The organism is Mesorhizobium sp. XAP4 (assembly GCF_029269325.1).
GTDB classification, from domain to species: domain Bacteria; phylum Pseudomonadota; class Alphaproteobacteria; order Rhizobiales; family Rhizobiaceae; genus Mesorhizobium; species Mesorhizobium ciceri.
Map to the genome: position 1 here is coordinate 809,899 of NZ_JARIXW010000003.1, position 24,760 is coordinate 834,658.

Sequence of the window (24,760 nt, forward strand, 5' to 3'; positions counted from 1 at the left end):
GAACTCAGGAGTAACTAAAATGACCAAGATCGCACTCACCGCCGCCGCCATCCTCGTTGCCACGGGCACCGCTTTTGCCGGCAGCGACAACTACGGCTCTTACAATGCCAACCAGCCTGTTGCGAACCAGTCCGTGTCCGACATCGACACCACGCATACCGGCTCGATCCCGAAGTCCGTAAAGACGCAGGGTGATGCCAATGCCAACGTGCCGGCTCAGTCGGGCCAGGGCATCTGGGGTCGTTGATTTCTGAAGTCTGCGACCACAAAGAGCGGTGGGCCTTGCCCGCCGCTCTTGTTTTTTTATGCATGAGCAGGATTTCGGCCGACGGCATCGGTGTCGGAGCGCCGATCGTAAATCGAACCAGCTGGTTCAATTTATGTTGACGAATCGTGAACGCATGGCGAGCGCTGGCTCGATGAACCGCCGCACCATGCGTCAGGCACCCTCCTTATAAGCATCTGAGATCAATTGATAAACAGGGTGAGCTCAATCCCTTGGCCGACGTTCGAGGTCCCGATTCCGCGCGTCAGGGAACGTCTTCGTGATTGGAAGTCGGCGCACGAAAAACCCAGATCGAGGCTGTCCGAGCGACGCGAAATTTCCTCCCCAGGGGCACGCCACTAGACGGACAGAATCAGGAATACCGGAGTAAATAGAATGAACAGGATCGCTCTTGCCACCGCCGCCATCCTCGTTGCCACTGGTGCCGCTTTTGCCGGCAGCGACAACTATGGTTCGGACAATGTCAATCAGCCGGCCGTCACCTCGCACGCGGTCAATGTCGACCACAGCTACACGGCTTCGACCCACAGGCAGGTCAAGCATCGCGACCTCACGCTGATGCCCGATTCGGTCCAGCCGGAATCCGGCCAGGGCAACTGGGGAAACTGACGGCTCAGGCGGGTGTGCGGCGGGCTTGGCCTGCCGCACCTGCCATGGACACTAGCCGCCCAGGTCCTTCGGCCGCAAGCAATGTGTCAGCCGGGCGGGGGATACGCCGAACCAATCGCCTTCGAAGACCACCCGGGCCAAGGCTGCCGTCGGGAATTTTTCCTCAAGTCTCGCGATCGCCTTGGCGTCCGACCCCGGCCCGGCAAGCTGTCTGGCCAACTGCTCCAGGCCCGGATTGTGGCCAATTACCAGCAAGCTGCCGCTTGAAGCGTCGGTTTGACCAATCTGGCTCAGAATGTCCGCCGCTGAAGCATCGTACAGCGCCTTGAGGAATGCGACCTGGGGCGGGACGGGCAATTCCGCCGCCACCAGCCGCCAGGTGTCGCGGGTGCGCAGCGCCGCCGACACCAGCGCCAGGTCCGGCAGCCAGCCGCGCGCCGCAAGCTCGCGCCCCATCAACCGGGCTGCCTTCACTCCGCGTTCGGCCAAGGGCCGGTCGAAATCATCGAGATCAGGGTCGTCCCAGCTGGATTTGGCGTGACGAAGCAGGAGAAGCTGTTTCATCGCCGCTCTAAGCTCAAGGCGTGATGCGCGCCAGATGCTCGAGGTCGGCTTCCTCGCGCAGCGGATCCGGGGCCATCACCACCGAGGTGCCGTTGTCGGCATCGTCGGCAAAGTGGGCAAGCACGGTGCGGCCGGCCTCCATGCGCGCCTTGCCTTCGGCGACCAGCCCCAGCGCCAGCGGATAGAGCCGGTGTTCGGTCTTCAGCACGCGGGCTGCCAATGTATCGGCGGTGTCGCCGACCATCACCGGCACGGCTGCCTGTGCGATGATCGGGCCGTCATCCATCTCGGAGGTGACGAAGTGCACGGTGCAGCCATGGATGCGGATGCCGGCGGCCAGCGCGCGCGCATGGGTGTCGAGCCCCTTGAAGGCCGGCAGCAGGGCAGGGTGGATATTGATCATGCGGCCCTGCCATTTCTGGACGAAGCCGGGGCTAAGGATGCGCATATAGCCGGCCAGCGCCACGATCTCGGCGTTGAAGGCGGTAAGGGCCGCGTCGATGGCGGCGTCATGCGCCTGCTTGCTGCCGTGGTCGGCACGCGAGACGACCTGCGTGGCGATACCGCGCGCCCTGGCGATGCCGAGCCCGGCGGCATCCGCCTTATCGGAAATGACACCGACGATCTCGGCCGGGAACGACGGGTCGCTGGCCGCGGCAATCAGCGCGGTCATGTTGGAGCCGCGTCCCGAGATCAGGACAACGGTGCGTTTCCTCTGCGCGCTCATAGGCCGATCGAACCCCGATAGATGACGCCTGCGTCGCGGCGCGGCACGATGCGGCCGATCGGCGTCACCGTCTCGCCGGCTTCCTGTAGCACGGCCGCGACCTGCGCTGCCTGGCCGGACGCGACCGCCAGGATCATGCCGATGCCGCAATTGAAGGTGCGCATCATTTCTTCCGGCGCCACGCCGCCGGTCTTGGCCAGCCACGAAAACACGGGAGGAACGTCGATCGCCTCGAGGTCGAGCTCGGCCGAAAAATCCTTGGGCAGCACGCGTGGAATGTTTTCCGGGAAGCCGCCGCCGGTGATGTGGGCGAGCGCCTTGATACCATGCGTGTTGCGGATCGCCTTGAGAATCGACTTGACGTAGATGCGGGTCGGCTCGAGCAGTGCTTCGGCCAGAGTGGCCTCGTCGTTGAACGGTGCCGGATCGCTCCACGACAGACCGCTGACGGCGACGATGCGGCGCACCAGCGAATAGCCGTTCGAGTGCAGGCCGGAGGAAGCCAGGCCCAGCAGCACGTCGCCTTCGACAATGTCATCGGTGGGCAGCAATTGGCCGCGTTCGGCGGCACCCACCGCAAAGCCGGCGAGGTCGTAGTCGTTGCCGTGATACATGCCGGGCATCTCGGCGGTCTCGCCGCCGATCAGCGCGCAGCCGGCCTGGCGGCAGCCCTCGGCAATGCCGCCGACGATCGCGGCACCCTGGTCGGGATCGAGCTTGCCGGTGGCGAAATAATCGAGGAAGAACAGCGGTTCAGCACCTTGCACGACGATGTCGTTGACGCACATGGCGACGAGGTCGATGCCGATCGTGTCGTGCTTGCCGGCATCGATGGCGATCTTGAGCTTGGTGCCGACGCCGTCATTGGCCGCCACCAGCACCGGATCGGTAAACCCGGCCGCCTTGAGGTCGAACAGGCCGCCGAAACCGCCGATCTCGCCATCGGCGCCCGGCCGGCGCGTCGCGCGCACCAGCGGCTTGATCTTCTCGACCATGAGATTGCCGGCATCGATATCGACACCGGCCTCGGCATAGGTGAGCCCGTTCTTGCGCTTGTTCACGTCGCGCTTGCTCATTTCTGGTGCCCGTTCAGCAATTTTCCTTGTCGCGGGCTCTTCGCATGAACGGTTTCTGTCCGCAAGGATAACGGCCATCTCGGCCTACAAAACCGTGGACAGCGCGCACGTACAGGCGCTCGTGATTGGCGAAAGCCAAGCTGAAGGCCGCTCCCGTGCGGGGAGATCGGCAGCTCCTCCCTTGTTGCCACCCGCCATCTTCATCATCTATCTCCGACCAAGAGGAGGTGCCAGGCATTTGACCATCCCCAACCTGATCACCATCCTGCGCCTTGTCCTGGTGCCGGCGGTGGTGCTGGCGATGCTGCAGGCGCGCTGGGACTGGGCTTTTGCCGGGTTCCTCGTCGCCGGCATTTCGGACGGCGTCGATGGCTTCATCGCCCGCCGTTTCAATCAGCAGTCCACGCTCGGCGCCTATCTCGATCCGATCGCCGACAAGCTGCTGCTGGTTTCGGTGTTCGTGGTCATGGGCCTCATCGGGCAATTGCCGCTGTGGCTGGTCGTCACCATGGTGTCGCGCGACGCGTTGATCGTCTGCGCGGTCCTGCTGTCCGCCGTCATGGCCCATCCGGTCGAGATGAAACCGCTTTTCGTGTCGAAGGCCAACACCGCCATCCAGATCGTGCTGGCGGCGGTTGTGCTGGGTGAGCTTGCCCTGTCGGTTCATCTCGACCCGCTGAGGCCGGTTCTCATATTGCTGTCCGGGGTCTTGACCGTGGCTTCGGCCGCAGCCTATCTCGTGACTTGGCTGAGGCACATGAGCTGACATGACGAAGGCTCCACTCCGGACATCCGAGACAGAAGCGGCGGCGATCGAGGCCGCGGCCGCCGACATCGCCGCGTCCGCGACCTTTCGCCGCCAGATCTTCTTCTGGCTGGCCGGCGCCGCGCTGCTGGCGCTTTTCCTCTATGTCTTCAGCGCCATCCTGCTGCCCTTCGTCGCCGGCATGGTGCTTGCCTATTTCCTCGATCCCGTTGCCGACCGGCTGCAGCGGCTCGGCCTGTCGCGTTTCATGGCGACGGTGGTCATCCTCATCACCTTCCTCATCGTGCTGGTCCTGGCCTTTGTCATCCTCATTCCGGTTCTGGCCACGCAGATGGCCGATTTCGCCGGCAAATTGCCGGAATATCTGACCCGGCTGCAAAGCCTGATCACCTCGTTCGATCCGAAATGGCTGGAGCAGAAGTTCGGCGTCAACGCCAATAGCTTGCGCGACGGGCTGAATTCGCTGCTGACCTCCGGCTTCGGTTTTGTCACCACCGTCTTCACCTCGCTGTGGAGTTCCGGCATGGCGCTGGTTTCTGTGGTCAGCCTGTTCGTGGTGACACCGGTGGTCGCCTTCTACATGCTGCTCGACTGGGACCGCATGGTGGCGGTCATCGACGGCTGGGTGCCACGCGACAACGTCCAGACCGTGCGCGCCATCGCACGGGACATCAACACCGCCACGGCAGGCTTCGTGCGTGGCCAGGGCACGCTGTGCCTGGTGCTGGGCGCCATGTATGCCACCGGGCTGACGCTGACCGGACTGAACTTCGGCATCCTCATCGGCCTGTTCGCCGGGCTGATTTCCTTCATCCCCTATGTCGGCTCGCTGACCGGGCTGGTGCTGGCCGTGGGCGTCGCCTTCGTCCAGTTCTGGCCGGACTGGACGATGATCGTCGCGGTCGCGGTCGTCTTCTTCATCGGCCAGTTCATCGAGGGCAACATCCTGCAGCCGCGGCTGGTCGGCAAGAGCGTCGGCCTGCACCCGGTATGGCTGATGTTTTCGCTGTTTGCCTTCGGCGCGCTGTTCGGCTTCGTCGGCTTGTTGATCGCGGTGCCGGCTTCGGCCGCCGTCGCCGTGCTGGTGCGGTTCGCAATAGCCCGCTATCTCGAATCGCCGCTCTACAAGGGTCGCGGCGCGGCACCTGTGCCGCAGCTTCCGGCCGATCGCGGCGGCGGCCACCGCACGCAACCGCGTCGCTGAAGTGACTGCCCAGCCAACCGACCCGCCGCGCCAGTTGCCGCTCGACCTCGGCCATGGCACGGGCTATTCGCGTGACGAACTCGTCGTCTCCGGCACCAACAACCAGGCGGTTGCGCTGGTCGACCGCTGGCCGGACTGGCCATCGCCGGTGGTGGTGCTGGCCGGTCCCGCGGGTTCTGGCAAGACGCATCTGGCCTCGATCTGGCGCGCGCGTGCCAATGCGGCGGCGGTCGACGCCAGGCGCATCGGCGACAGCATCGCCAATCTCGGCGCGCGGCCGGCGCTGATCGACGATGTCGATACCGGGACGGTTGACGAACAAGGCCTGTTCCATCTGATCAATGCGGTGCGTGGTGCCGGCTCGCAACTGCTTCTGACGGCGCGCCGCTTTCCCTCGGCCTGGGGTGTTGGCCTGCCTGATCTTGCCTCGCGGCTGAAGGCGGCTGCGACAGTCGAAATTCATGAGCCCGACGATCTCCTGCTGGCAGGCGTCATCACAAAACTCTTCGCCGACCGTCAGATCGAGGTCGAACCGCATGTCGTGCAATATCTGGTCCGCCGCATCGAGCGCTCGCTGGCGACAGCGATGCGCGTGGTGGAGCGGCTCGACCGGACCGCGCTCGAACGCAAGACGCCGATCACCAGGGCGCTGGCAGCCGAAACCGTCAGTGCCATGGATGAAGGGCAGGGCGAGTTCGAGATCTAGCCTAAGAGGCCGGTCTCAGAGCCACATTCTGGCGAAATGACGGACTGCGAGATAGACGGCAGAGTGAGCGGCGATATAGCCGGCGGCGACCAGCACAAACATCCCGATACTGACACGCCAGGAGCGGGAGACCACGGCGCCCGGGGCCTGCCTCGCCTGTCTGCGGCTTTCACGGTTGTTCCACATCGCCAGTGCGGCGCAGGCAATTGCCCACGTCACCATGACCGGAACCGTTATGCCGGCGTAGGCAAAGTAGGCCGGTCCGAAAAGCGACACCCAGGCATCGATTCCAAGCATCTGACCCCCCTGTTTGCCGAACCGCGGCGCCGGACACACGGCCGGAGCCGCAGCAAGTGAACCGTATGGCTGCGCCGGGCATTGGGCTGTGAGGGGATGGTCGGAGTGGAGAGATTCGAACTCCCGACCCTCTGGTCCCAAACCAGATGCGCTACCAGGCTGCGCTACACTCCGAACGGTCTGTTGCCTATTCATTTCGGTGGTGCATGGCAAGTGCAAAAACCTGCGAGAGCAAAAACCTTGCCGCCGTGCGCATTGCGCAGTAATGACGGGCGAAGGGTGGCGATGCTGCCTTGCACAACAACGAGGTGGCCATGTCCGCGCGCATTTTCAGCCCAGCCAAAACCGCGATGCAGTCCGGCAAGGCCAAGACCGGTTACTGGGTGCTGGAATTCGATCCCGAGTCGCGCAAGAAGATCGACCCGCTGATGGGCTATACGACGTCGGCAGACATGAGAAGCCAGATCAGGCTTAGCTTCGACACGCGCGAAGAGGCGGTCGCCTACGCCGAAAAGCAAGGGCTCGCTTTCCGCGTCGAAGAGCCGAAAGAGACCAAGCGCCGCCAGATTTCCTATGCGGAGAATTTCCGCTATGACCGCAGGACGCCCTGGACGCATTGAACGGCGCCCGGCGCCAGAATATCCAGCCGGCCCAACGGCCGGCCAGCGGTCCCGTAGCTCAGCTGGATAGAGCACCGGCCTTCTAAGCCGATGGTCACAGGTTCGAATCCTGTCGGGATCGCCAAAGCCTTTCGGTCCGTTCCGGACACATAGGTTACGGTTTATACCGGAGACACGGGCTTTCAGAGAGCGGTATCAGGTCTCGTGCGCTCAGACCGCCGCCGCCAGAAGCAGCGTTACCCCCAGGACCGTCGACGCATAGATCGTCGCTAGGAGCACGATCGGCCGAGGATACTCGGTGGGTGTTGCGAGGCTGGTTATGTCGGGACCCCGAAATGTTTCGGTGCCGGGCGACGGGACGTCGGCGGCGGTGGCAGCGTTGTCATTGCAAGCGCGCAGCACAGAAAGGCGCTGGGTTATATCCGCGGCGATCAGAGGATCGTCCGCCACCAATCTCGACCAGTCCGAAACAATGCCGATTTCATGTTGTGACATCGCGCGCCTCCCATTTACGGCCTAACAGCGATATCTAAATTATGTTCCACTAATAGTTTCGCGAGGCGGACCGCTCTTTGTCACCGCGGTCTTTTGATCGATGAAAACCACGCCCGCTGCCTCCAAGCCTCGACGGATGGCAGCCAGCTTGGCGGGACTGGGAATCCTTCGCCCGCTCTCAAAACTGCCAATCGTTCCTTCGCTGAGGCCGCACTTCGCGGCGAGTCGCACCTGCGACCACTTCAGGATCGCTCGTGCAGCTCTGCACTGCTGGGGTGTAAGGGGTTGGGTCCCTGAGACGGTGGCGCTTCGCTTGTTCACATCCTGACGGTCCTTCGCTTCGGCGGGACACGGCTTTGCACCAGGCCCGCCTTGTCCAGATCCACCGTGACCATTGTCCCGAGCGACACCGTGACCTTGTCGCCGTCGATCCGCGTAACGTCGCCGGATAATTCCATCTGCTGGCCCCTGGTCAGCCTGGTTGCCGGATCAATGACCGAATGCGGAAGACCGGGGATCGACACGCTGACGCGGTCCTTCGTGACGCGCTTCAGCACCGTCGCCATGACCGCCACCTCGTCGCCGACTTTATTGCCATGCTCTGATTCTGGGGCGGCATCCGCCGGCGTCAAGGATTAGCTGCGTCTGATATAGAAAAGTCCGCGGGCGTGGCTCGGCGCCAGCGTATTATTTCGTTACTCGGCCTTTTCGGAACCTTCCCGCGCACGGCGCGTTCGGCCCGCTGTATTCGCGGACCCTCATATAAAAGTGGACAGGCGGGAGGCAAACAAGGGTGGGGAGGAGTGTTGCCATGTCGAAGCGAGAAATAGGGATATCTTCGGCCCTCGATCGGCGCATTGCCGATCTCAGGGCCAGGATGCAGGACGCCCGGATCACGGAATACGAAATGAAGACCTTTCAAAAAGTGGCTTCAGCCATGGGAGGCGACGGAGGCTCCCTGCGTCTCGATGCCGACGACCTGATCGCGGCATCCTTTGTCGTCGATGCGCTGGGTGAACCGACGCTCAACTGAGACGGGCGATCTGGCTTCGCGCGCCGTTTTGCCCTTGCCCGGCCGGCAATTGGCCCACGCCTTCACACTTTGAAACAGGATGGCTGCTTTCCAGCGGCCGTCCTGTGGCGTCTGCCCAAGCGTCTGTCGCAAGTCATAGGCAGGGGCTGGTTGGCCGGTGGATTTGATTCCGCCGCCGACATCGAATTGGAGGGAAAGTCTTATCAATTTGTTTGGGTTGGTGCGTCATAGTAGCGACGGCTAACGGAGTTGAACGCGATGAAGCTCGATCTGTCGCCGACGAGCTGGGGCAGGGTGATCGCTGTCACGGCAGTCGGTACGGCATTCTTCATTGCCGTGGCGTTCTTCGTCGATTCCTTCAATTTTCCCTATCTTTCGCCCGAGGCCGTGTGGCGGGCGCAGATGACCGACCTGATGCTGCCTTTGGTGCTGGGCGGCTCGTTTCTGTTTTTCCTGATGTGGAAGATTCGCCAGCTGGCCATCGCGCAGCGCGATCTCAGCGTCCTCGCCGCGACCGACAGCCTGACAGCGGTGCTGAACCGTGGCGCCTTCTCGATGCTGGTCGAAGCCTATCTCGAGCAGACCCGCAAGCAGGAGCAGACCCGTTCGGGGGCGCTGCTGATCATCGACGCCGACCACTTCAAGTCGATCAATGACCGCCTGGGCCACGATTGCGGCGATCAGGCCCTCAAACTGATAGCGCAGGCGATCAAGGGGCAACTGCGTGGCAGCGATATCGTCGGCCGCATCGGCGGCGAAGAATTCGGCGTGTTTCTGCCCGGCGTGGATCCCTCGCAATCCTGGGTGGTTGCCGAAAGCATCCGCCGGCGTATCAGGGAGATGGAATTCTCACCCGGCGGCAGGCCTTGTCCGCTTTCCGTCAGCATCGGCGGCACAAGCTTTACCGGCCCGATCACCTATGAGGAAATCTTCTCCGCTGCCGACAGAAGGCTTTACACGGCCAAGTCGAACGGACGCGATCAAGTCAGCTTCGATCCGGCCGGAACGTCTCCGGCGCCTGCGCCCGGCGTCGCCACCGTGCATTGACGGGTGACTCGGAACAGCACGCTGACTCGTGCAGGCCGTCGCGCAGCAGTGCTTTGGCTGCCGTCATCACGCTAAAGAGATAGTTTTCTCACGCCTGAAGCGGCAGATATCGAAAATCTGTCGACTTATGCGCCTTGCTTCGACCAGGAGCTTTTCGGCGGGACTCCGCTTTGGAGCGGAATTTGCTCTGGCTCTCACGAGCCGCTCCTCATTAAGAAGGCTGGTCAACCCGAAGGCCTTCTCGCGGATAAGGTCATTTTGCACACACAGTGCCGGCAACAGTTGGTAGATCGCTTTGCTTGACGATGTCGGAAGCGCCGGATCGAAGATAACGTGATCGGCGGGCGCATCGAGACTTCGGGCGATCAGATCGCGCGCTGCTTGCTTCGAAATGATGTACCCGGCCGCTCCGACGTGGAACCCATATAGCCTAACCACCGAAAAACACCCGACTGACGCAGGTGCGCTTCATCGCGATGACGGTTTTCCTTAGGTAGGTTTCCAGCTTGACGATATCGGCGTTGGCCGGAATCCATCCATCATCAGAAAGCATTGGGCCAGCCGCTTCGGACAACAGGACGTCATCCTCGAAAATCGCACCAAAGGCATCTTCACCATCCGCGATGATGGTCCAGCAAACCTTGTGGCTCATAAGACAAGCCGCTTCCGTGGGGGTCAAACTTGGTGAAGTCGCAGCAAATTCCGGTCGACGCAACGCGTCCACGGCAGGAACCCGGTCGAACGAAACACCAACCTTCGCGAATTCAGCCGTGACATGGGCAAGTCGATCAGGAGACCGATCGAGGTTAATAACCATACATTTCATTGATGCCCCCCACAGGCTATCTGTCAATAATTACTGTCTTGGATCTTGAAATAACTTGCTTAACCAAATAGCGAGACTCCGCAAGGGGTAGGCGACGCAGCTTGGGCTGCCAGTGATATTTTTGAGCAATAGATGGACGACTTAGCACTCACCGAGTGCCTCGTATTGACGTAACCTGCTTAATGGGCGACCGATATCTCGGACAGCTAAATATCAGCTGAAGGTGGATATCTCTGTTCACAGCCATTTTGTAACAGTTGCGTTAGCTCTGCTCGGCGACAAGTAACGCCTCCGAGCGCCATGTGGGCAGCACGGCAACGGCCAGATTTTCACTATCGGCAAACAGCCGGCCAGGCTAACAAAGCGCAGCGACCATGATCCATTTGTTCAACGGCTTTCAGGACCCCTTCGGTGGCAGTGACCTTGAAGCTCTGGAACTGTACCGGCTGTTGAGTGTCGATTCCGAGGTGCATCTGTGGGCAACCTCCTCCAGCGTGTCCGGCGAGTTGATGCGGAATTTCCCGATTCGCCGCGTCTCGCTGTCGAAGTGGGATGTACCGAATGGCGGTACCTACGTCTTTCTCGGCTCTCATTGGCGCAACAAGATATGGCCTTACCTGATCCCGCGGCCGCGCCGGCTGATCTATGTCTTCAATACCTTTCACCCGAAAATCATCTCGCTGACGAGACGCATGCCCCGCATGCTGAACTGGCCCGACGCCGAACTGGTGCTGATTTCCGATTTTCAGAGACGGATGCTCCAAGTCGATGGCACCGTGCATCCGTCTCCGATCGATATCGAACGTTTTTCACCACAGCATCTGGGTTCGGATCGTCCCTTCACCGTCGGACGCTTGAGCCGCGATGGGCCGGGCAAACATCATCCCGATGACATACCCCTCTACGAGACATTGCTGGCCGAAGGTACAGCCTTGCGGATTCAGGGAGGGATAGGGCTCAAGGACAGCCTCATGCCGCATCCGCAACTCGAACTGTTCCCACCCGGCCAATTTTCCGCCGAAGAGTTTCTGCAGACGCTCGACGTGTTTTATTATCGCACCGGTTGGCATATGGAAACCTTCGGTCGCGTGGTGTTCGAGGCGATGGCCTGCGGGTTGCCCGTGGTCTGCCATTCATATGGCGGTTATTCCGACCATATCAGGCATGGCGAAAACGGTTTCTTGTTCGAAACGACGCAGCAGGCGGCGCGCATCCTGGCCGATCTCAAAGCCGACCCGGCGCTGCGGGCGGCAGTGGGCCTCAAGGCACGGCAGACCGTCGAGCAGATCTATTCTTCCCAAGCTGTGCGACAGAGGCTGGATTTCTACCTGCGCTAGCTGCACGTCATCCCTTGGGCCATGGGACATCCTTGGCGCAACAACATGCCCGCTGTCATCGATCTCGACATCGCGCTAAAGCAGGCACGCAAAGCGGACGAATGGGGCCGACAGCCAGCGGCGTGCCACAGACTGGGCAGGACTTCTTATCGATGACATTGATGGGCGCGGCGGCACTGCTGATCCTGATCCTGACTTACGCCGGTGTCGCCATTGGCCGCATCCCCGGCCTGCGCCTCGACCGGGCAGGGATCGCGCTTCTCGGCGGGGCCGCGATGATCGCCATCGGCGCGCTCAGCATGGAGGATGCGTACCGGGCGATCAATTTCGACACCATCACGCTTCTGCTCGGCATGATGATCGTGGTGGCGCATTTAAAAGTGTCGGGCGCCTTTCGTGGCCTTGGCGCCGTCGCCATCGAGCACGCGCATGCGCCCTTCATGCTCTTGGTGATGGTGACGCTGCTGACCGGCGTGTTGTCCGCCTTCCTGGTCAACGACGCCATCTGTCTCGTCATGGCGCCGATCGTCGTTCACGTCACCCGCGTGATCAAGCGCAACCCGATCCCCTATCTGATCGCCACCGCCACCGCGTCGAATTGCGGCAGCGTCGCAACCATCACCGGCAATCCGCAAAACATGGTCATCGGCGCGCTGTCGGGCATTTCCTATCCGGCCTTTTCGGCAGCGCTGGCTCCGGTCGCCCTGTTCAGCCTCGTCGCGGTCGTTGTCATCATCCGCATTGTCTTCCGGGCCGAATTCGCCCGCACCGTCCAATTGACGCCCGAGGTCTCGCGGGGCCGCATGCACAAGGGGCAGGTGCTGAAGGCGGTGGTGGTCTGCATCGGGCTGGCAATTGCCTTCTTCGCCGGCGTGCCCGTCGCCAAGGCCGCACTCATCGGCGGCGCCATCCTCTTGCTCACCCGGGCCATCAAGCCGGAGCGCATCTACCGCGAGATAGACGGTCCGCTGCTGTTCATGTTCGCCGGTCTGTTCGTGGTCGTCGCCGGCGCCGAAAAGACGCTTCTTTCGCCAGACATGATCGCTTCGGCCAGGAATCTCGGGCTGGACGACGTCTGGCGGCTGTCCGGCTTCACTGCGGTGCTTTCCAATATCATGAGCAATGTTCCGGCCGTGCTGGCGCTGCGGCCCTTCATACCCGGCCTCGAAAGCCCCGAGCGCGCCTGGCTGGTCGTCGCCATGAGCTCGACGCTGGCCGGCAATTTCACGCTGCTGGGTTCGGTCGCCAACCTGATCGTCGCCGAACAGGCGCGGGCCGCCGGCACGACGCTGTCGTTCGGCGCTTTTTTCAAGGTCGGCTTGCCTTTGACGCTGATAACGCTGGCCGCCGGCACCGCATGGCTGGCTTTCGGTTTCTAATGCATGTCGTTGCCCCAAAAGTGGCCCCGGTTTTAGGGCAACGACATGCATAAAACCAAAGGCTTAAAGCGCGTCGCGCTTTAGACCTGGCTGCCTGAAAGTCGCGCCCGCACCAGCGTCGCCGCGGCGCGTCCGGCCGCTTCGATGTAATCGGGGTTGCGGTGGATCAGCATGATCGAAAAGCAGCCGTCGATCAAAAGCACGATCTCGCGTGCCAGGGTTAGCGGCTCCACGATGCTGTGGCCCGACAGGGCGCCGGCCAGCCATGTTTCGAAATTCAGCTTGTGCCGCGCGCCCACCTTGACCGCCGGATGTCCGGGCATCGAGGCGAGTTCGGCGGCCGTGCGCAGGAAGCCGCATCCCTTCCATTTCGGATGGCGAGCGGACCTCGCCAGATTGGTGAAGATCGCCTCGACCTTGCGATCCGCGCCGCCTTCGGCAGCCTCGAACCAGCCGGCCATCCGCTTCAGATTGGGTTGGTCGCGGCCGTCGAGATAGGCCGCGATCAGGTCGTCCTTGCTCTTGAAATGGTAGTAGAGCGTGCGCTTGGTGAGACCCGCTTCCTCGGCAACGGCATCGACGCTGACACGACCGATTCCTTCTGCATAGAAGAGCCTGGTCGCGGCATCGACAATGCGTTTGCGGGTAGGGCTCTGCGTGTCGGGCATAAGCCTATGTATACCGACTAGTGAATATACACAAGCGACAAAGGGCATAGTCTTCCTTCCATCAGCATGATGGAGAAGGAAGAGCCAAATGACAGATCTTGTCCTTAGCGAAACCCGGGATGGGATTGCCATCCTCACCCTCAACCGGCCGGAGAAACTCAACGCGCTGAACTATGCCCTGATCGATCGCCTGCTTGCTGTCCTTGACGACATGGAAGTCGATGACAGCGTCCGAGCGGTCATTCTGACCGGAGCAGGGGAGCGGGCGTTTTCGGCGGGGGGCGACATTCACGAGTTCTCGGCCAGCGTGGCGCTTGGCGTCGGTGTCGCGATGCGGGATTTCGTCATGCGCGGGCAGCGGCTGACGGCGAGGCTGGAAGCCTACCGCAAGCCCGTCATCGCCGCCGTCAACGGCATTGCCTTTGGTGGCGGCTGCGAAATCACCGAGGCCGCACCGCTCGCTATCGCCAGTGACCGCGCTTTGTTCGCCAAGCCGGAAATCAACCTCGCAATGCCGCCGACCTTTGGTGGAACCCAGCGCTTGCCGAGGCTCGCGGGGCGCAAGCGGGCGCTCGAACTGCTGTTGACCGGCGACTGGTTTGCGCCGCCGCGGGCGCTTGAACTGGGTCTCGTCAACGAGGTTGTGCCGCATGCCGAGTTGATGCCGGCGGCATTTGATCTGGCCAGGCGTATCCTGCGGCACTCCGATCTGGCGATTGCCGGCATCCTCACGGCAGTGGCGCGCGGCCTCAACCAGAGCATCGCCGAAGGTTTGCTGGTCGAGGCCGAGCAGTTTGCCCGCATGGCCCCGACCGCTGATCTGCGCGAAGGGCTGAATGCCTGGATTGCACGCCGCGAGCCGGGCTATGACGGCTCGTGGACACATATCGCGCGTCCCGACGAGGCCAGGCGAGCCTGAAGCGGGTCGCTGGAATTCCTCAGGCGACCCGCTTCAGGTCTTTGTTTTCATGCGTGTCGTTCTCCCAAAACCGAGGTTACTTTTGGGAGACATGCACTCGTCGGAGCTGGATCAGGGCGCCACCACCAAACGGCCCTTCATGTTGGGGTGAAAGCGGCAGAAGTAGTCGACCGGTCCCGCCGTCTTCAAAGTCAGGCTTGCGGATTTCTTCGGCGGGATCATCACTTCCCAGCCGCCTTTCACGGTGGCCGTGTGGGCGAACACATCCTTGTTCACCCACTCGATCGTGTCGCCGACCTTTGCCTCGACGGTGGCCGGAGAGAACACCAGCCTGTCGATGGTGACCTGGATGGTTTCGGCTTGCGCCGGCACGATCCCGACGGCGAGCGTCAACGCAATCCACAGATGGCGGTTCTGCATGCTCCCGGTCCTTACTTGAGCATGCCGGCGACGTGTTCGGCGTGCTGCTCATGGCCCTGGAATATCTTCAGGCCGGTTTCCAGCAGGCTTTTCAGCTCGGCATTCTGCGCCGACGGGATCAAAAGGGTTTCGAGCGCGCCGTTGACCTGCTTGTGATAGGCGACCTCATTGTCGACATAGGCCTTGTCGAAGGCAGCGCCGTGGAGTTTGGCGAGCTTGGCCCGCTCCTCCGTCGCAGCTTTGGTCAGCGCCTTGCTGGTGGGGTTGTCTTCCGGGGTGACCTTGAGCTTCTTGACCAGGTCGAGCGCCTGAACATTTACAGCCTCGTGATCGCGGACCATGTCCTTGGCGAAATCGACAACCTCCTTGTTCTTCGATTTGTCGATGGCCAGCTTGGCCGCTTCGATGTCGATGACCCCGGCCGTGTAGGCGATATGGGCGATCTGCGGATCGGTCGGCTTGTCGGCGGCTTGTGCGAACGGCGCGGTGCCGAGCAGCAGCAGGGCGGCGAGCGCAGCAGTGTGTCGGATAGACATGGCATCTCCTTCGCCGGGACGCTGAAATCGCCCCGGACAGTGTTTTTCGGTTGACGGTCATTGGATGCTGGTCAGCGGCAAACGTTCCCGCTGAAATGAACTGAAATCCGCTGAGGCTCAGCTTTCCAGCCCGAGCCGTCGCATCACGGCGCTGGTCAGTCGTTCGCAACGCCGGCCGGCGAAGGGGAAGGCGTCGAGCAGCACCGGCCCGATCTGGTCGTCCAGCGCCTTGCGGACAAGGGCGCGGGCGCGGTGCAGCCTTGTCTTGACGGTTTGCGGCCGCACGCCGAGGAGGTCGGCGGTCTCTTCGATGCTCAGCCCCTCGATCACCCGCGCCACGAACACCGTCCGGTAGACGTCGGGAAGGCTGTCGGTGGCCTGTTCGACCAGTTGGAGGATCTGCCGTTGCGCCATTGTCCGTTCCGGATCGTCGCTGGGATTGAGGGGAAACCGGATGATCTCGGCTTGCGGATTTTCCGGCAGCGCCACCGTTTTGCGCCTTTTGCGCAGCCGGCCGAGCGCCTCGTTGATGACGATGCGCGATAGCCATGTGGCGAGCGAGGAGTCGCCGCGAAACGCATCGAGATGGGCGAAAGCCTTGACGTAGGCCTCCTGCACGATGTCCTCGGCCTCGCTGTCATTGCGCACGACGCCGCGCGCGATCCGGTAAAGCCGCTGATTGTGTGTCTTGATGATGGTGCGGAAGGCGTCGCCGTCGCGCACCAGCGCGCGGTGCACAAGCTGCATCTCGCCTGGCACAGCGGAAGGCACGGCCGTCAACACAGCAGGCATGGCAAGTTTCCTCAACCCAATCTCCGAACCAGGATCTCGATTGGGAGATTGGACGCTGTCGCCGGCAAAAGGTTCCCGAAGATTTTCTGCCGGGTCCGGCGGCCGCTACACTACAGTGCGAGCGAAGGCTTGTCAGGCAGCCTGCAAGCGCGCCGTGGCCGCCAACAGATCGGTCTGGGTGATCAGCCCGAGAATCCGCTTGTCGTCGTCGACGATGATGACCGCATGGCTGCGGCCGTCGGTGAGCACGGGCAGCAGACCCATGGCGGCGACGCCGGCGGCGGCTGTTGCCGCGGGCGTTAAGACGGATCCAACCGTCCCCGAGGCCTGGGTGAGTTCGCGCAACCCCACCGTGCCTGCCAGCCTGGCTTCCGCATTGACGACCGGCAAGGTGCGGATGTTGTGGTCAAGCAGCAATTGGCGCGCCGCCTCGGTGGAGGTGTGAGCATCGACCGAGATCACATCGCGCGACATGATGTCCTCGCACAGAAGGGTCTTGTGCGCGCGCACCATCGCCTGCAATTCGACCTGCCGCAGCAGCCGGTCGAGATCGTTGCGATCGATATCGAACGTCTCGTCGAGTGCGCCAAGCGCGGCATCGATGTCTTCCGACCGAAAGCCCACGCGCAGCTGCGCCGGCAGATCGCCGGTGCCGTGGCTGTTTGCCGGCGCCGCAACCGGCACATGCGGATAATTGCGCCGGGCCAGCCTGTGGAAGCCGTAGCCGAGCGCCACCAGCAGGATCGAGTTCAGCGCCACCGGCACGAATGGAAACAGGAAGCCGGCGCTGATCACGGCAGGCCCTCCCAGCACCGCGGTCAGCGCGGCCGCTCCGCCCGGCGGATGCAGGCAGCGCGTGAACGACATGGCGGCGATGGCCAGTGCCACCGCGATGCCGCTGGCAAGGGCGGTTTCGTGGATGAAATGCGCCACGATCACGCCGACCAGTGCCGATATCGTGTTGCCGCCGATGATCGACCATGGCTGTGCCAGCGGACTGGCGGGCACGGCGAACAGCAGCACCGCCGACGCCCCCATCGGCGCCACCAGCAGCGGCACGTGCGGGCCGTTGCCGAGCACAAGGCTGGCGATCACACCGGTGAGTGCAATGCCGATCGTCGCGCCGATACAGGCGACGAGACGCTCGCGCAGCGTCGCGCCGGCAAGAATGGGAACAAAAAGGCGGAAAGCCATGAGGTCGAAAACTCTGCCGATATTCCAGGGGAAGTCGAAAATGTGCTGATCGCACCGCAATGACGCGGCATCGCTGAATTTGAAAGCCAAACTGATCCGGGAAACTGCAATTTGAGGGAATAGAATTCCGCTACGCAGCCGCTGCGGCCAGACCGCGCGAAATGTCGGCCTTCAGGTCGTCGACGTCCTCGAGGCCGATCTGCAGGCGGATCAATGGACCCTCATAGGGGGCCTTCGCGACAACGCGGTCGCCGAGCCAGACCGGTACCGCAAGGCTCTCATAACCGCCCCAGGAATAGCCGAGGCCGAAGATTTGCAGCGCGTCGAGAAAGGCGTGCTGCTGCTTCTGGCCGCCACCGGCAAGCACGATGGAAAAGATGCCGCTGGAGCCGGAGAAATCCCGCTTCCATAGAGCGTGATCCGGATGGCTGGGCAGGGCCGGGTGGAGCACGCGCGCCACGCCCTTCTGGCCTTCGAGCCAGGAGGCGATGGCAAGCGTGCTGCGCTGATGGTGTTCGAGGCGCACGCCCATGCTGCGCAGGCCGCGCAGCACCTGGTAGACGTCGTCGGGCCCGGCGCAGCAGCCAAGCGTGCAGAAGCTTTCATAAAGATGCGTCCAGCAGCTCTCTTTGGCCGACACCGTTCCAAGCAGCACGTCGGAATGGCCGGCCGGGTATTTGGTCGCCGCATGGATCGAGATGTCGACACCGTGGTCGAGGGGGCGGAAATACAGTGGCGTCGCCCAGGTATTGTCCATCATGACGATGGCGCCCGCGGCGTGCGCCGCCTTGGCGATGGCTGGGATGTCCTGCACCTCGAAGGTGTTGGAGGCCGGTGATTCCGTGAACACCACCTTGGTGTTGGGCTTGATCAACGCCGCGATGCCGGCGCCGACATGGGGGGCGTAGTACTCGACCTCGACGCCCAGCCGCTTCAGCATCGTGTCGGCGAAGTTGCGGGTCGGATGATAGACGGTATCGACGATCAGCAGATGGTCGCCGGCCGACACGAAGGCGAGCAGCGGTACCGTCACCGCCGCAAGGCCCGACGGCACCAGGATCGTGCCTGCCGAACCTTCCAGCGCGTCTATGGCGTGGGCGAGCGCATCGGTCGTCGGCGTGCCGCGCGTGCCGTAAGTGTATTTCTGGGTGCGAGCCGCCATTGACGCCGCGTCGCGAAAAAGCACGGTCGAGGCATGCACCACCGGCGGATTGACGAAGCCGAAATAGTCGTGCGGATTGTTGCCCGAATGGGCAAGCCGCGTGTTGATGCCCATCCCGCCGCTAAAGTGCTCGCCGTCTTTCGCCATTCTGCGTCGCCTTGTTTGACAAGCCGCTAGCCATAGTGCGGCGGCATGGACCGTGCAACAGCCACCGTCCGCCAGGAGATGGACTTCGAATATGCCAATTCGTCGCGGCAAAAACAGCGATGCGGGGACAGGATATCAAAACGAAAAACCCGCCTGTGCGGCGGGTCATCGGCGCAAATCAGCACCATGGACAAAAATGTATCATAGCTGAGGGCAGGGTGTCAAGAAAAAATTCCTATCGCGAAAAGGCGGTCTTTGATTGACCTGCGTTCGGAGCCCTCATCTCCGCCGATCGGCTATTGTGGGCGGCTGCGGAAGGTATATGATTGTCGGCTAATATTAATCGCCGGATTGCTTCGATCAGATGCTGCCGGATGGTTGCTGCCGGTTGACCTCTGGTCCTCCACGATCCGGATCGCGCTCACCAAGCGTGAGCGCGGCAAGGGAGGAATGCCATGCCGGACGTCAAATGGGCCATGAAGGCGCGCGAATTCATCAACTGCAACTGCGCCTATGGCTGCCCGTGCCAGTTCAACGCCATGCCGACATACGGGTTCTGCCAGGCGGTCGCCGGCATGGAAATCGAAAGCGGCCATCACGGCGACACCAAGCTCGACGGATTGCGGTTCGTCGGGATTTTCAGCTGGCCCGGCGCCATACACCAGGGCGGGGGCGAAGCCGCGGTGATCATCGACGAGAGGGCGACGGAAGCCCAACGTGGCGCGCTGCTTCGCATATTGGGCGGTCTGGACACCGAACCGGGTGCAACGATATTCCAGGTCTTTTCGACCACGCTGGAGAAGTTCCACGACCCGATCTTTGCGCCGATCGAATTCAACATCGACGTCGACGCGCGAACCAGTCAGCTGCATGTCGAGGGTATAACCGACGGTCGTGGCGAGCCGATCCGGAATCCGGTCACCGGCGCTGCCCACCAGGCGCGCATCGACCTGCCGCACGGCTTCGAATACGCGATCGCCGAGGTCGGGCGCGGCTGGACAAAGGCGACGGGCCCGATCAAGTTCGAGCTGGCCGATACGCACAGCCATTTCGCCAATCTGCATCTCACGCAGAGCGGCATCGTGCATTGACCTGATCCAATGGGCGACACGGCCCTCGAGGCGGTGCTGCGGCGCGATCGTGCGGTCGTGATGGCCGCGCTCGTGGTGATTGCCGTGCTCGCCTGGGCCTATGTGCTGTGGCTCGCCACCGACATGGTCATGCCCGGCTCCGCCTTGCCGGACAGCGGAGGCGGTGACATGGCCGGAATGGACATGTCGAATATGGACGGGTCGAACATGGGTATGGGCGGCATGGATATGGGCGCCGCCGTGGCGCCAGGCATCCGGGCCTGGGCATTGGCCGATTTCGCTTTCACCTTCACGATGTGGGCGGTGATGATGGTCGGCATGATGACGCCTTCGGTCGCACCGATGTTGCTGCTCTATGCCGGCGTCGGCCGCAAGGCGCGGGCGGATGGCAGGCCCATCGCTTCGACGGGATGGTTTTTTGCCGGCTACCTCGCCGTCTGGGTCGTCTTCAGCCTCGTGGCGACCGGTGCGCAATGGCTTCTCGCCCGTCTTGCCTTGCTCGACCCCTCGATGGCGACCGGCAGCGCGGTCCTCGGCGGCCTCGTCCTGATCGCCGCCGGTCTCTATCAATGGACGCCGATGAAGGGCGTCTGCCTGCGCCAATGTCAGGCCCCGATCGCGTTCCTGGCCGGCCATGGCGGATTCCGCTCCGCTCCGCTCGGCGCGCTTCGGCTGGGCATCGATCACGGCGCCTACTGTCTGGGGTGCTGCTGGGCGCTGATGGCCCTGCTGTTCGTCGGTGGCGTCATGAACGTGCTGTGGATCGCCGGCATCGCCATCCTAGTCCTGCTGGAGAAGACGGTCCCGACCGGGCAGCTGATTCCGCGCGTTTCAGGCGCGTTGATGGCTGGCATCGGGGCCTGGATCGTCTTTCAAGCCTCTTGAGAACAGTCTTCGTCTGCGACCTGTATTGGACTGCAGCCGCCAGTAAATCGTCAGAAGACAATCTTGGGACATGGTAGTTCGCCCCACGCGGAGGTCAACAACCACGAGGTATTTGCCCGGGATGGATTTCGCTGCCGCGGCCGGTATCGGCCCCGCGTTGGCGTTGCATCAGCTTTGCCGCCTTTATTGGCCCTGCTGACTAATTCGCGGGCGTGTTTGTCTGTAAATCAGGCATTTACGGCAATCGGTTTTCAAACTCTTCGGGTTTGGGTCATTTCCCTTGACCTCACAGGAATTATCGCCTTCGATGACATTTGTGAATGGGAGGCGGCGCGTCGGTTACGATGCGGGGTTTCGGGATGGGCCGGGATGAAGCCGCGTTCACACGGGAGAAAAAAATCAGGATTTACTCCTGAAAAACAGAGAAAAGGGTCTGTGGGTCATGAAACACATTGCTATCGGCATTCTAGGCGCCGCCACGCTTGGATTGATGGCGTCCGCCGCGTCGGCGGCCACGCTCGACACCGTCAAGGCGAAGGGCTTCATCCAGTGCGGCGTCTCCACCGGCCTGGCCGGCTTTTCGGCGCCGGACGACAAGGGTGACTGGCAAGGCATCGATGCGGATTTCTGCCGCGCTGTCGCGGCCGCCGTCTTCGGTGACGGCTCCAAGGTCAAGTTCACGCCGCTCAGCGCCAAGGAGCGGTTCACCGCGCTGCAGTCGGGCGAGATCGACATCCTGTCGCGCAACACCACCTGGACCATCAACCGCGATACGGCACTCGGCCTGAATTTCATCGGCGTCACCTATTATGACGGCCAGGGTTTCATGATCAACGCCAAGAAGCTGCCGGGCGTCAATTCGGCATTGCAGCTTTCGGGCGCAGCCGTCTGCGTGCAGAGCGGCACCACCACCGAGCTGAACCTCGCCGACTACTTCAAGGCCAACAAGATGGAGTACAATCCCGTCGTCTTCGAAAAGCTGGAAGAGGTCAACGCCGCCTATGATGCCGGCCGCTGCGACGTCTACACCACCGATCAGTCGGGCCTCTATGGCATCCGCCTGACGCTGGGATCGCCGGCCGACCATGTCGTGCTGCCCGAGATCATCTCCAAGGAGCCGCTCGGACCTGCCGTTCGCCAGGGCGACGACCAGTGGTACCACATCGTCAAATGGACCTATTTCGCGCTGCTGCAGGCTGAAGAGCTCGGCATCACCAAGGCCAATGTCGATGAGATGAAGAACTCGGCCAGCCCCGAGATCAAGCGCGTTCTCGGCCAGGAAGCGGACACCAAGATCGGTACCGATCTCGGCGTTTCCAATGACTGGGTGGTCAACATCGTCAAGGCCGTCGGCAATTATGGCGAAATGTTCGAGCGCAATGTCGGCTCGGGCAGCCCGCTGAAGATCGCGCGCGGCATCAACGCGCTGTGGACCAAGGGCGGCCTGCAATACGCGCCGCCGATCCGCTGATCGAAATGTGATCCGGGAGGCAGATCATCTGCCTCCCGGTTTCTCTTTCCAGGGGACGGTCGAATGGCATCGCAGGACGTACTTCGCGAGGAGCCCAGCCGCGGCTCCTTCATCAACGATCCGAAAATCCGGGGCATATTCTTCCAGCTGCTGGTCGTCGTGCTGCTGGTGGCGGGCGTCTGGTGGATTGCCCACAACGTCATCGACAACCTGACGCGGTTGCGCATCGCTTCAGGCTTCGGCTTCCTCAAGGGCCGCGCCGGCTTCGATATCAGCGAGAGCGCGATCGCCTATTCGTCGGATTCGACCTATGGCCGCGCCATTCTGGTCGGCCTCCTCAACACGGTCATCGTCGCCATCGTCGGCATCATCACCGCGACAATCATCGGCTTCGTCATCGGCATCGGCCGGCTCTCGAAGAACTGGCTGATCAGGAAGATCTGCACCGTCTATGTCGAGGTCTTCCGCAACATCCCGCCGCTGCTGGTCATCTTCTTCTGGTATTCCGGCGTGCTGGCCGTGCTGCCGGCGCCACGCGACAGCATCAATTTGCCGTTCGGTTCCTTTCTCAACCAGCGCGGTTTCTATTTCCCACGCGCCGTGTGGGGCGACGGTTCATGGCTGATCTTCGTCGCCCTGCTCGTCGGCATCGCCATGGCGTGGTTCGTCGCGCGCAAGGCGCGGCAACGGCAGATGGCGACCGGCCAGCAATTTCCGGTGTTTTGGACATCCGCGGCGCTGATCGTCGGGCTGCCGCTGCTCGCCTATGCGCTGAGCGGCTTTCCCCTGAGCTTCGACTACCCCAAGCAGTCGACTTTCAACCTGACCGGCGGCTTTCAGGTCCGGCCGGAGTTTCTGTCGCTTTATCTGGCGCTGTCCTGCTATACCGCCGCCTTCATCGCCGAGATCGTGCGTGCCGGCATCAGGGGTGTCAGCGCGGGCCAGACGGAAGCCGCCGGAGCGTTGGGATTGCGTTCCGGATCGATCCTGCGGCTGGTCGTCGTGCCGCAGGCCATGCGCATCGTCATTCCGCCGCTGACCAGCCAGTATCTCAACCTGACCAAGAACTCGTCGCTGGCCATCGCCATCGGCTATCCGGACCTGACGGCGACCGCCGGGACAGTGCTGAACCAGACCGGCCAGGCCGTCGAGGGCGTGGTGATCATGATGGTGATCTATCTCGCCATCAGCCTTCTGACCTCGCTTGTGATGAACTGGTTCAACGCCAAGATGGCGCTGGTGGAGAGGTGAGGTAAGGACATGCAAGAACATGATATGTCCTGGGTGCGCACCGAAATGGTGCTGGCGCAGCCGGCGCCCGCCAGCGTCACCGGCCTCGGCGCATGGGTGCGCAAGAACCTGATCGCGTCTACCGGCGACACCATTTTGACAATCGTCGGCATCGCCCTGGTGGCGATGATCCTGCCGCAAATCATCAATTGGGCGTTCATCAACGCCGTGTGGACGGGGCCGGACCGGACCGTATGCGCCACGGTGGCGCAAGGCGGCATCCAGCCGGATGGCTGGACCGGCGCCTGCTGGGCTTTCGTCAATGCCAAGTTCGGCCAGTTCATGCTCGGCCGCTATCCCATCGAGGAGCGCTGGCGGCCGATCCTGGTCGCCATCCTGTTCGTGGCGCTGCTGGTGCCGATGCTGATGCCGAAGGTGCCACGCAAAGGGCTGAATGCGGTTCTGCTGTTCTTCGTGCTGCCGATCGTCGCCTTCGTCCTGCTGGTCGGCGGCATGTTCGGCCTGCCGCATGTCGAGACCTCGCTTTGGGGCGGGCTCTTGGTAACGCTCAGCCTGTCCTTCGTCGGCATTGCCGTGTCGCTGCCGCTCGGCATCGTGCTGGCGCTCGGCCGCCGTTCCAAGATGCCGATCATCAAGACGCTGTGCGTCGTCTTCATCGAGACGGTGCGCGGCATCCCGCTGATCACCGTGCTGTTCTTCGCCAGCGTCATGCTGCCGCTGTTCCTGCCGGAGGGCGTTTCGTTCGACAAGTTCCTGCGCGCTTTGATCGGCGTGTCGCTGTTTGCCGCCGCCTATATGGCCGAAGTGGTGCGCGGCGGCCTGCAGGCGATCCCCAAGGGCCAGTATGAAGGTGCCGATTCGCTCGGTCTCGGCTATTGGCAGAAGATGTATTTCATCGTCATGCCGCAGGCGCTCAAATTGGTCATCCCGGGCATCGTCAACACCTTCATCGGCATGTTCAAGGATACCAGCCTGGTCATCATCATCTCGATGTTCGACCTGCTCGGCATCGTCAAACAGAATTTTTCCGATGCAAACTGGGCAACCGCGCAGACGGCGAGGTCTGGCCTGATCTTCGCGGCCTTCGTCTTCTGGCTGTTCTGCTTCGGCATGTCGCGCTATTCAATGTACACCGAACGCCGGCTCGACACCGGCCACAAACGCTGAATGCATGTCGCCCAAAAGTGTATAGCGGTTTTGGGGTAACGACAGGCATCATTACCAACAACAAAAGAACAAGGGGATCCCTCTC

The 24,760-nt window shown here is 62.3% G+C and carries 30 protein-coding genes and 2 tRNA genes; 17 read left to right on the top strand and 15 right to left on the bottom strand.

The window, feature by feature from the left end; all coding sequences use genetic code 11:
- Positions 1 to 19 precede the first annotated feature (19 nt).
- Both P3C39_RS17365 and P3C39_RS17370 read left to right on the top strand, forming a co-directional pair.
- Entirely contained in the window at positions 20 to 247 is a 228-nt protein-coding gene (locus P3C39_RS17365; RefSeq protein ID WP_013532449.1) for a DUF680 domain-containing protein, read from the top strand.
- Between the two features lie 414 nt (positions 248 to 661).
- A complete protein-coding gene (locus P3C39_RS17370) occupies positions 662 to 895 on the top strand; it encodes a DUF680 domain-containing protein (RefSeq protein WP_024504275.1) in 234 nt (77 codons plus the stop codon).
- A gap of 51 nt (positions 896 to 946) precedes the next feature.
- On the opposite strand, the gene P3C39_RS17375 is transcribed toward P3C39_RS17370, so the two are convergent.
- Genes P3C39_RS17375 through purM form a run of 3 tightly spaced genes read right to left on the bottom strand, consistent with a single transcriptional unit; the run spans position 947 to position 3,262 of the window.
- Positions 947 to 1,459 (bottom strand): histidine phosphatase family protein, encoded by a 513-nt coding sequence (locus tag P3C39_RS17375; protein ID WP_063171819.1) that lies wholly within the window; start codon positions 1,457 to 1,459, stop codon positions 947 to 949.
- Between the two features lie 13 nt (positions 1,460 to 1,472).
- Positions 1,473 to 2,186, bottom strand: coding sequence for a phosphoribosylglycinamide formyltransferase (gene purN / locus P3C39_RS17380; protein WP_024505064.1), 714 nt, complete (start codon positions 2,184 to 2,186; stop codon positions 1,473 to 1,475).
- The gene (gene purM / locus P3C39_RS17385) at positions 2,183 to 3,262 is read right to left on the bottom strand and encodes a phosphoribosylformylglycinamidine cyclo-ligase (protein WP_013532445.1); all 1,080 of its coding nucleotides are present in this window, start codon (positions 3,260 to 3,262) and stop codon (positions 2,183 to 2,185) included. The genes purN and purM overlap by 4 nt, the downstream gene beginning before the upstream one ends.
- Before the next feature lie 238 nt (positions 3,263 to 3,500).
- Here purM and P3C39_RS17390 point away from each other — a divergent pair, with 238 nt between their 5' ends.
- From P3C39_RS17390 to hdaA, 3 genes are read left to right on the top strand one after another with little or no spacing between them, the layout of a single operon-like run.
- Positions 3,501 to 4,028: a CDP-alcohol phosphatidyltransferase family protein gene (locus P3C39_RS17390; protein WP_013532444.1), complete on the top strand. Its 528-nt coding sequence runs from the start codon at positions 3,501 to 3,503 to the stop codon at positions 4,026 to 4,028.
- A gap of 1 nt (position 4,029) precedes the next feature.
- On the top strand, positions 4,030 to 5,232 hold the full coding sequence (locus P3C39_RS17395) for an AI-2E family transporter (RefSeq protein WP_013532443.1): 1,203 nt from the start codon (positions 4,030 to 4,032) through the stop codon (positions 5,230 to 5,232).
- Position 5,233: 1 nt separating this feature from the next.
- Positions 5,234 to 5,938 (top strand): DnaA regulatory inactivator HdaA, encoded by a 705-nt coding sequence (gene hdaA, locus P3C39_RS17400; RefSeq protein WP_013532442.1) that lies wholly within the window; start codon positions 5,234 to 5,236, stop codon positions 5,936 to 5,938.
- Between the two features lie 15 nt (positions 5,939 to 5,953).
- Here hdaA and P3C39_RS17405 read toward each other — a convergent pair whose 3' ends face one another.
- Positions 5,954 to 6,235, bottom strand: a complete 282-nt coding sequence (locus P3C39_RS17405; RefSeq protein WP_013532441.1) for a hypothetical protein — start codon at positions 6,233 to 6,235, stop codon at positions 5,954 to 5,956.
- Between the two features lie 97 nt (positions 6,236 to 6,332).
- Positions 6,333 to 6,409 (bottom strand) — tRNA-Pro (locus tag P3C39_RS17410).
- Positions 6,410 to 6,549: 140 nt separating this feature from the next.
- Here P3C39_RS17410 and P3C39_RS17415 point away from each other — a divergent pair.
- The gene (locus P3C39_RS17415; RefSeq protein WP_013532440.1) at positions 6,550 to 6,855 is read left to right on the top strand and encodes an ETC complex I subunit; all 306 of its coding nucleotides are present in this window, start codon (positions 6,550 to 6,552) and stop codon (positions 6,853 to 6,855) included.
- Between the two features lie 47 nt (positions 6,856 to 6,902).
- Positions 6,903 to 6,979 (top strand) — tRNA-Arg (locus P3C39_RS17420).
- 86 nt (positions 6,980 to 7,065) lie between these two features.
- On the opposite strand, the gene P3C39_RS17425 is transcribed toward P3C39_RS17420, so the two are convergent.
- From P3C39_RS17425 to P3C39_RS17435, 3 genes are read right to left on the bottom strand one after another with little or no spacing between them, the layout of a single operon-like run.
- Positions 7,066 to 7,350 (bottom strand): hypothetical protein, encoded by a 285-nt coding sequence (locus tag P3C39_RS17425; RefSeq protein WP_063171820.1) that lies wholly within the window; start codon positions 7,348 to 7,350, stop codon positions 7,066 to 7,068.
- A gap of 39 nt (positions 7,351 to 7,389) precedes the next feature.
- Positions 7,390 to 7,671, bottom strand: coding sequence for a helix-turn-helix transcriptional regulator (locus P3C39_RS17430; protein ID WP_013532438.1), 282 nt, complete (start codon positions 7,669 to 7,671; stop codon positions 7,390 to 7,392).
- Entirely contained in the window at positions 7,668 to 7,982 is a 315-nt protein-coding gene (locus P3C39_RS17435) for a hypothetical protein (protein WP_337122511.1), read from the bottom strand. Before P3C39_RS17435 ends, P3C39_RS17430 begins: the two co-directional genes overlap by 4 nt.
- A gap of 179 nt (positions 7,983 to 8,161) precedes the next feature.
- On the opposite strand from P3C39_RS17435, the gene P3C39_RS17440 reads away from it, so the two are divergent.
- Together P3C39_RS17440 and P3C39_RS17445 are read left to right on the top strand one after the other, a co-directional pair.
- Positions 8,162 to 8,383, top strand: a complete 222-nt coding sequence (locus P3C39_RS17440) for a hypothetical protein (RefSeq protein WP_013532436.1) — start codon at positions 8,162 to 8,164, stop codon at positions 8,381 to 8,383.
- Positions 8,384 to 8,641: 258 nt separating this feature from the next.
- Complete coding sequence (locus P3C39_RS17445; RefSeq protein ID WP_027163337.1) at positions 8,642 to 9,430, top strand: GGDEF domain-containing protein; 789 nt, start codon at positions 8,642 to 8,644, stop codon at positions 9,428 to 9,430.
- A gap of 430 nt (positions 9,431 to 9,860) precedes the next feature.
- Here the strand turns inward: P3C39_RS17445 and P3C39_RS17450 are convergent, their stop codons facing one another.
- The gene (locus P3C39_RS17450; RefSeq protein WP_275953555.1) at positions 9,861 to 10,256 is read right to left on the bottom strand and encodes a glycosyltransferase family 25 protein; all 396 of its coding nucleotides are present in this window, start codon (positions 10,254 to 10,256) and stop codon (positions 9,861 to 9,863) included.
- Between the two features lie 374 nt (positions 10,257 to 10,630).
- On the opposite strand from P3C39_RS17450, the gene P3C39_RS17455 reads away from it, so the two are divergent.
- Both P3C39_RS17455 and P3C39_RS17460 read left to right on the top strand, forming a co-directional pair.
- The gene (locus P3C39_RS17455; protein ID WP_275953554.1) at positions 10,631 to 11,593 is read left to right on the top strand and encodes a glycosyltransferase; all 963 of its coding nucleotides are present in this window, start codon (positions 10,631 to 10,633) and stop codon (positions 11,591 to 11,593) included.
- A gap of 152 nt (positions 11,594 to 11,745) precedes the next feature.
- Complete coding sequence (locus P3C39_RS17460; RefSeq protein ID WP_275953553.1) at positions 11,746 to 12,972, top strand: anion transporter; 1,227 nt, start codon at positions 11,746 to 11,748, stop codon at positions 12,970 to 12,972.
- 80 nt (positions 12,973 to 13,052) lie between these two features.
- Here P3C39_RS17460 and P3C39_RS17465 read toward each other — a convergent pair whose 3' ends face one another.
- A complete protein-coding gene (locus tag P3C39_RS17465; RefSeq protein WP_275953552.1) occupies positions 13,053 to 13,640 on the bottom strand; it encodes a TetR/AcrR family transcriptional regulator in 588 nt (195 codons plus the stop codon).
- Positions 13,641 to 13,728: 88 nt separating this feature from the next.
- Here P3C39_RS17465 and P3C39_RS17470 point away from each other — a divergent pair, with 88 nt between their 5' ends.
- Positions 13,729 to 14,559 carry a crotonase/enoyl-CoA hydratase family protein gene (locus P3C39_RS17470; protein ID WP_275953551.1) on the top strand — a complete coding sequence of 277 codons (831 nt, stop codon included), beginning with the start codon at positions 13,729 to 13,731 and terminating at the stop codon, positions 14,557 to 14,559.
- Positions 14,560 to 14,670: 111 nt separating this feature from the next.
- Here P3C39_RS17470 and P3C39_RS17475 read toward each other — a convergent pair whose 3' ends face one another.
- The 5 genes from P3C39_RS17475 to P3C39_RS17495 form a co-directional block, all read right to left on the bottom strand.
- Positions 14,671 to 14,979: a cupredoxin family copper-binding protein gene (locus tag P3C39_RS17475; RefSeq protein WP_027163334.1), complete on the bottom strand. Its 309-nt coding sequence runs from the start codon at positions 14,977 to 14,979 to the stop codon at positions 14,671 to 14,673.
- Between the two features lie 11 nt (positions 14,980 to 14,990).
- A complete protein-coding gene (locus tag P3C39_RS17480; RefSeq protein ID WP_013532429.1) occupies positions 14,991 to 15,515 on the bottom strand; it encodes a DUF4142 domain-containing protein in 525 nt (174 codons plus the stop codon).
- A 117-nt stretch (positions 15,516 to 15,632) separates the two neighbouring features.
- Positions 15,633 to 16,307 carry an RNA polymerase sigma factor gene (locus P3C39_RS17485; RefSeq protein ID WP_275953550.1) on the bottom strand — a complete coding sequence of 225 codons (675 nt, stop codon included), beginning with the start codon at positions 16,305 to 16,307 and terminating at the stop codon, positions 15,633 to 15,635.
- 132 nt (positions 16,308 to 16,439) lie between these two features.
- The gene (locus tag P3C39_RS17490; RefSeq protein WP_013532427.1) at positions 16,440 to 17,501 is read right to left on the bottom strand and encodes an HPP family protein; all 1,062 of its coding nucleotides are present in this window, start codon (positions 17,499 to 17,501) and stop codon (positions 16,440 to 16,442) included.
- A gap of 130 nt (positions 17,502 to 17,631) precedes the next feature.
- Positions 17,632 to 18,810, bottom strand: coding sequence for a cystathionine beta-lyase (locus tag P3C39_RS17495; protein ID WP_275953549.1), 1,179 nt, complete (start codon positions 18,808 to 18,810; stop codon positions 17,632 to 17,634).
- A 455-nt stretch (positions 18,811 to 19,265) separates the two neighbouring features.
- Here P3C39_RS17495 and P3C39_RS17500 point away from each other — a divergent pair, with 455 nt between their 5' ends.
- The 5 genes from P3C39_RS17500 to P3C39_RS17520 all read left to right on the top strand — a co-directional run bounded on the left by P3C39_RS17500 (position 19,266) and on the right by P3C39_RS17520 (position 24,675).
- A complete protein-coding gene (locus P3C39_RS17500; protein WP_013532425.1) occupies positions 19,266 to 19,901 on the top strand; it encodes a DUF1326 domain-containing protein in 636 nt (211 codons plus the stop codon).
- Positions 19,902 to 19,910: 9 nt separating this feature from the next.
- Positions 19,911 to 20,786 carry a DUF2182 domain-containing protein gene (locus P3C39_RS17505; RefSeq protein WP_275953548.1) on the top strand — a complete coding sequence of 292 codons (876 nt, stop codon included), beginning with the start codon at positions 19,911 to 19,913 and terminating at the stop codon, positions 20,784 to 20,786.
- A gap of 442 nt (positions 20,787 to 21,228) precedes the next feature.
- Positions 21,229 to 22,257: an amino acid ABC transporter substrate-binding protein gene (locus P3C39_RS17510; RefSeq protein WP_024505009.1), complete on the top strand. Its 1,029-nt coding sequence runs from the start codon at positions 21,229 to 21,231 to the stop codon at positions 22,255 to 22,257.
- 63 nt (positions 22,258 to 22,320) lie between these two features.
- Entirely contained in the window at positions 22,321 to 23,508 is a 1,188-nt protein-coding gene (locus P3C39_RS17515; protein ID WP_063171823.1) for an amino acid ABC transporter permease, read from the top strand.
- 9 nt (positions 23,509 to 23,517) lie between these two features.
- A complete protein-coding gene (locus P3C39_RS17520; protein ID WP_013532421.1) occupies positions 23,518 to 24,675 on the top strand; it encodes an amino acid ABC transporter permease in 1,158 nt (385 codons plus the stop codon).
- Positions 24,676 to 24,760: the final 85 nt, after the last annotated feature.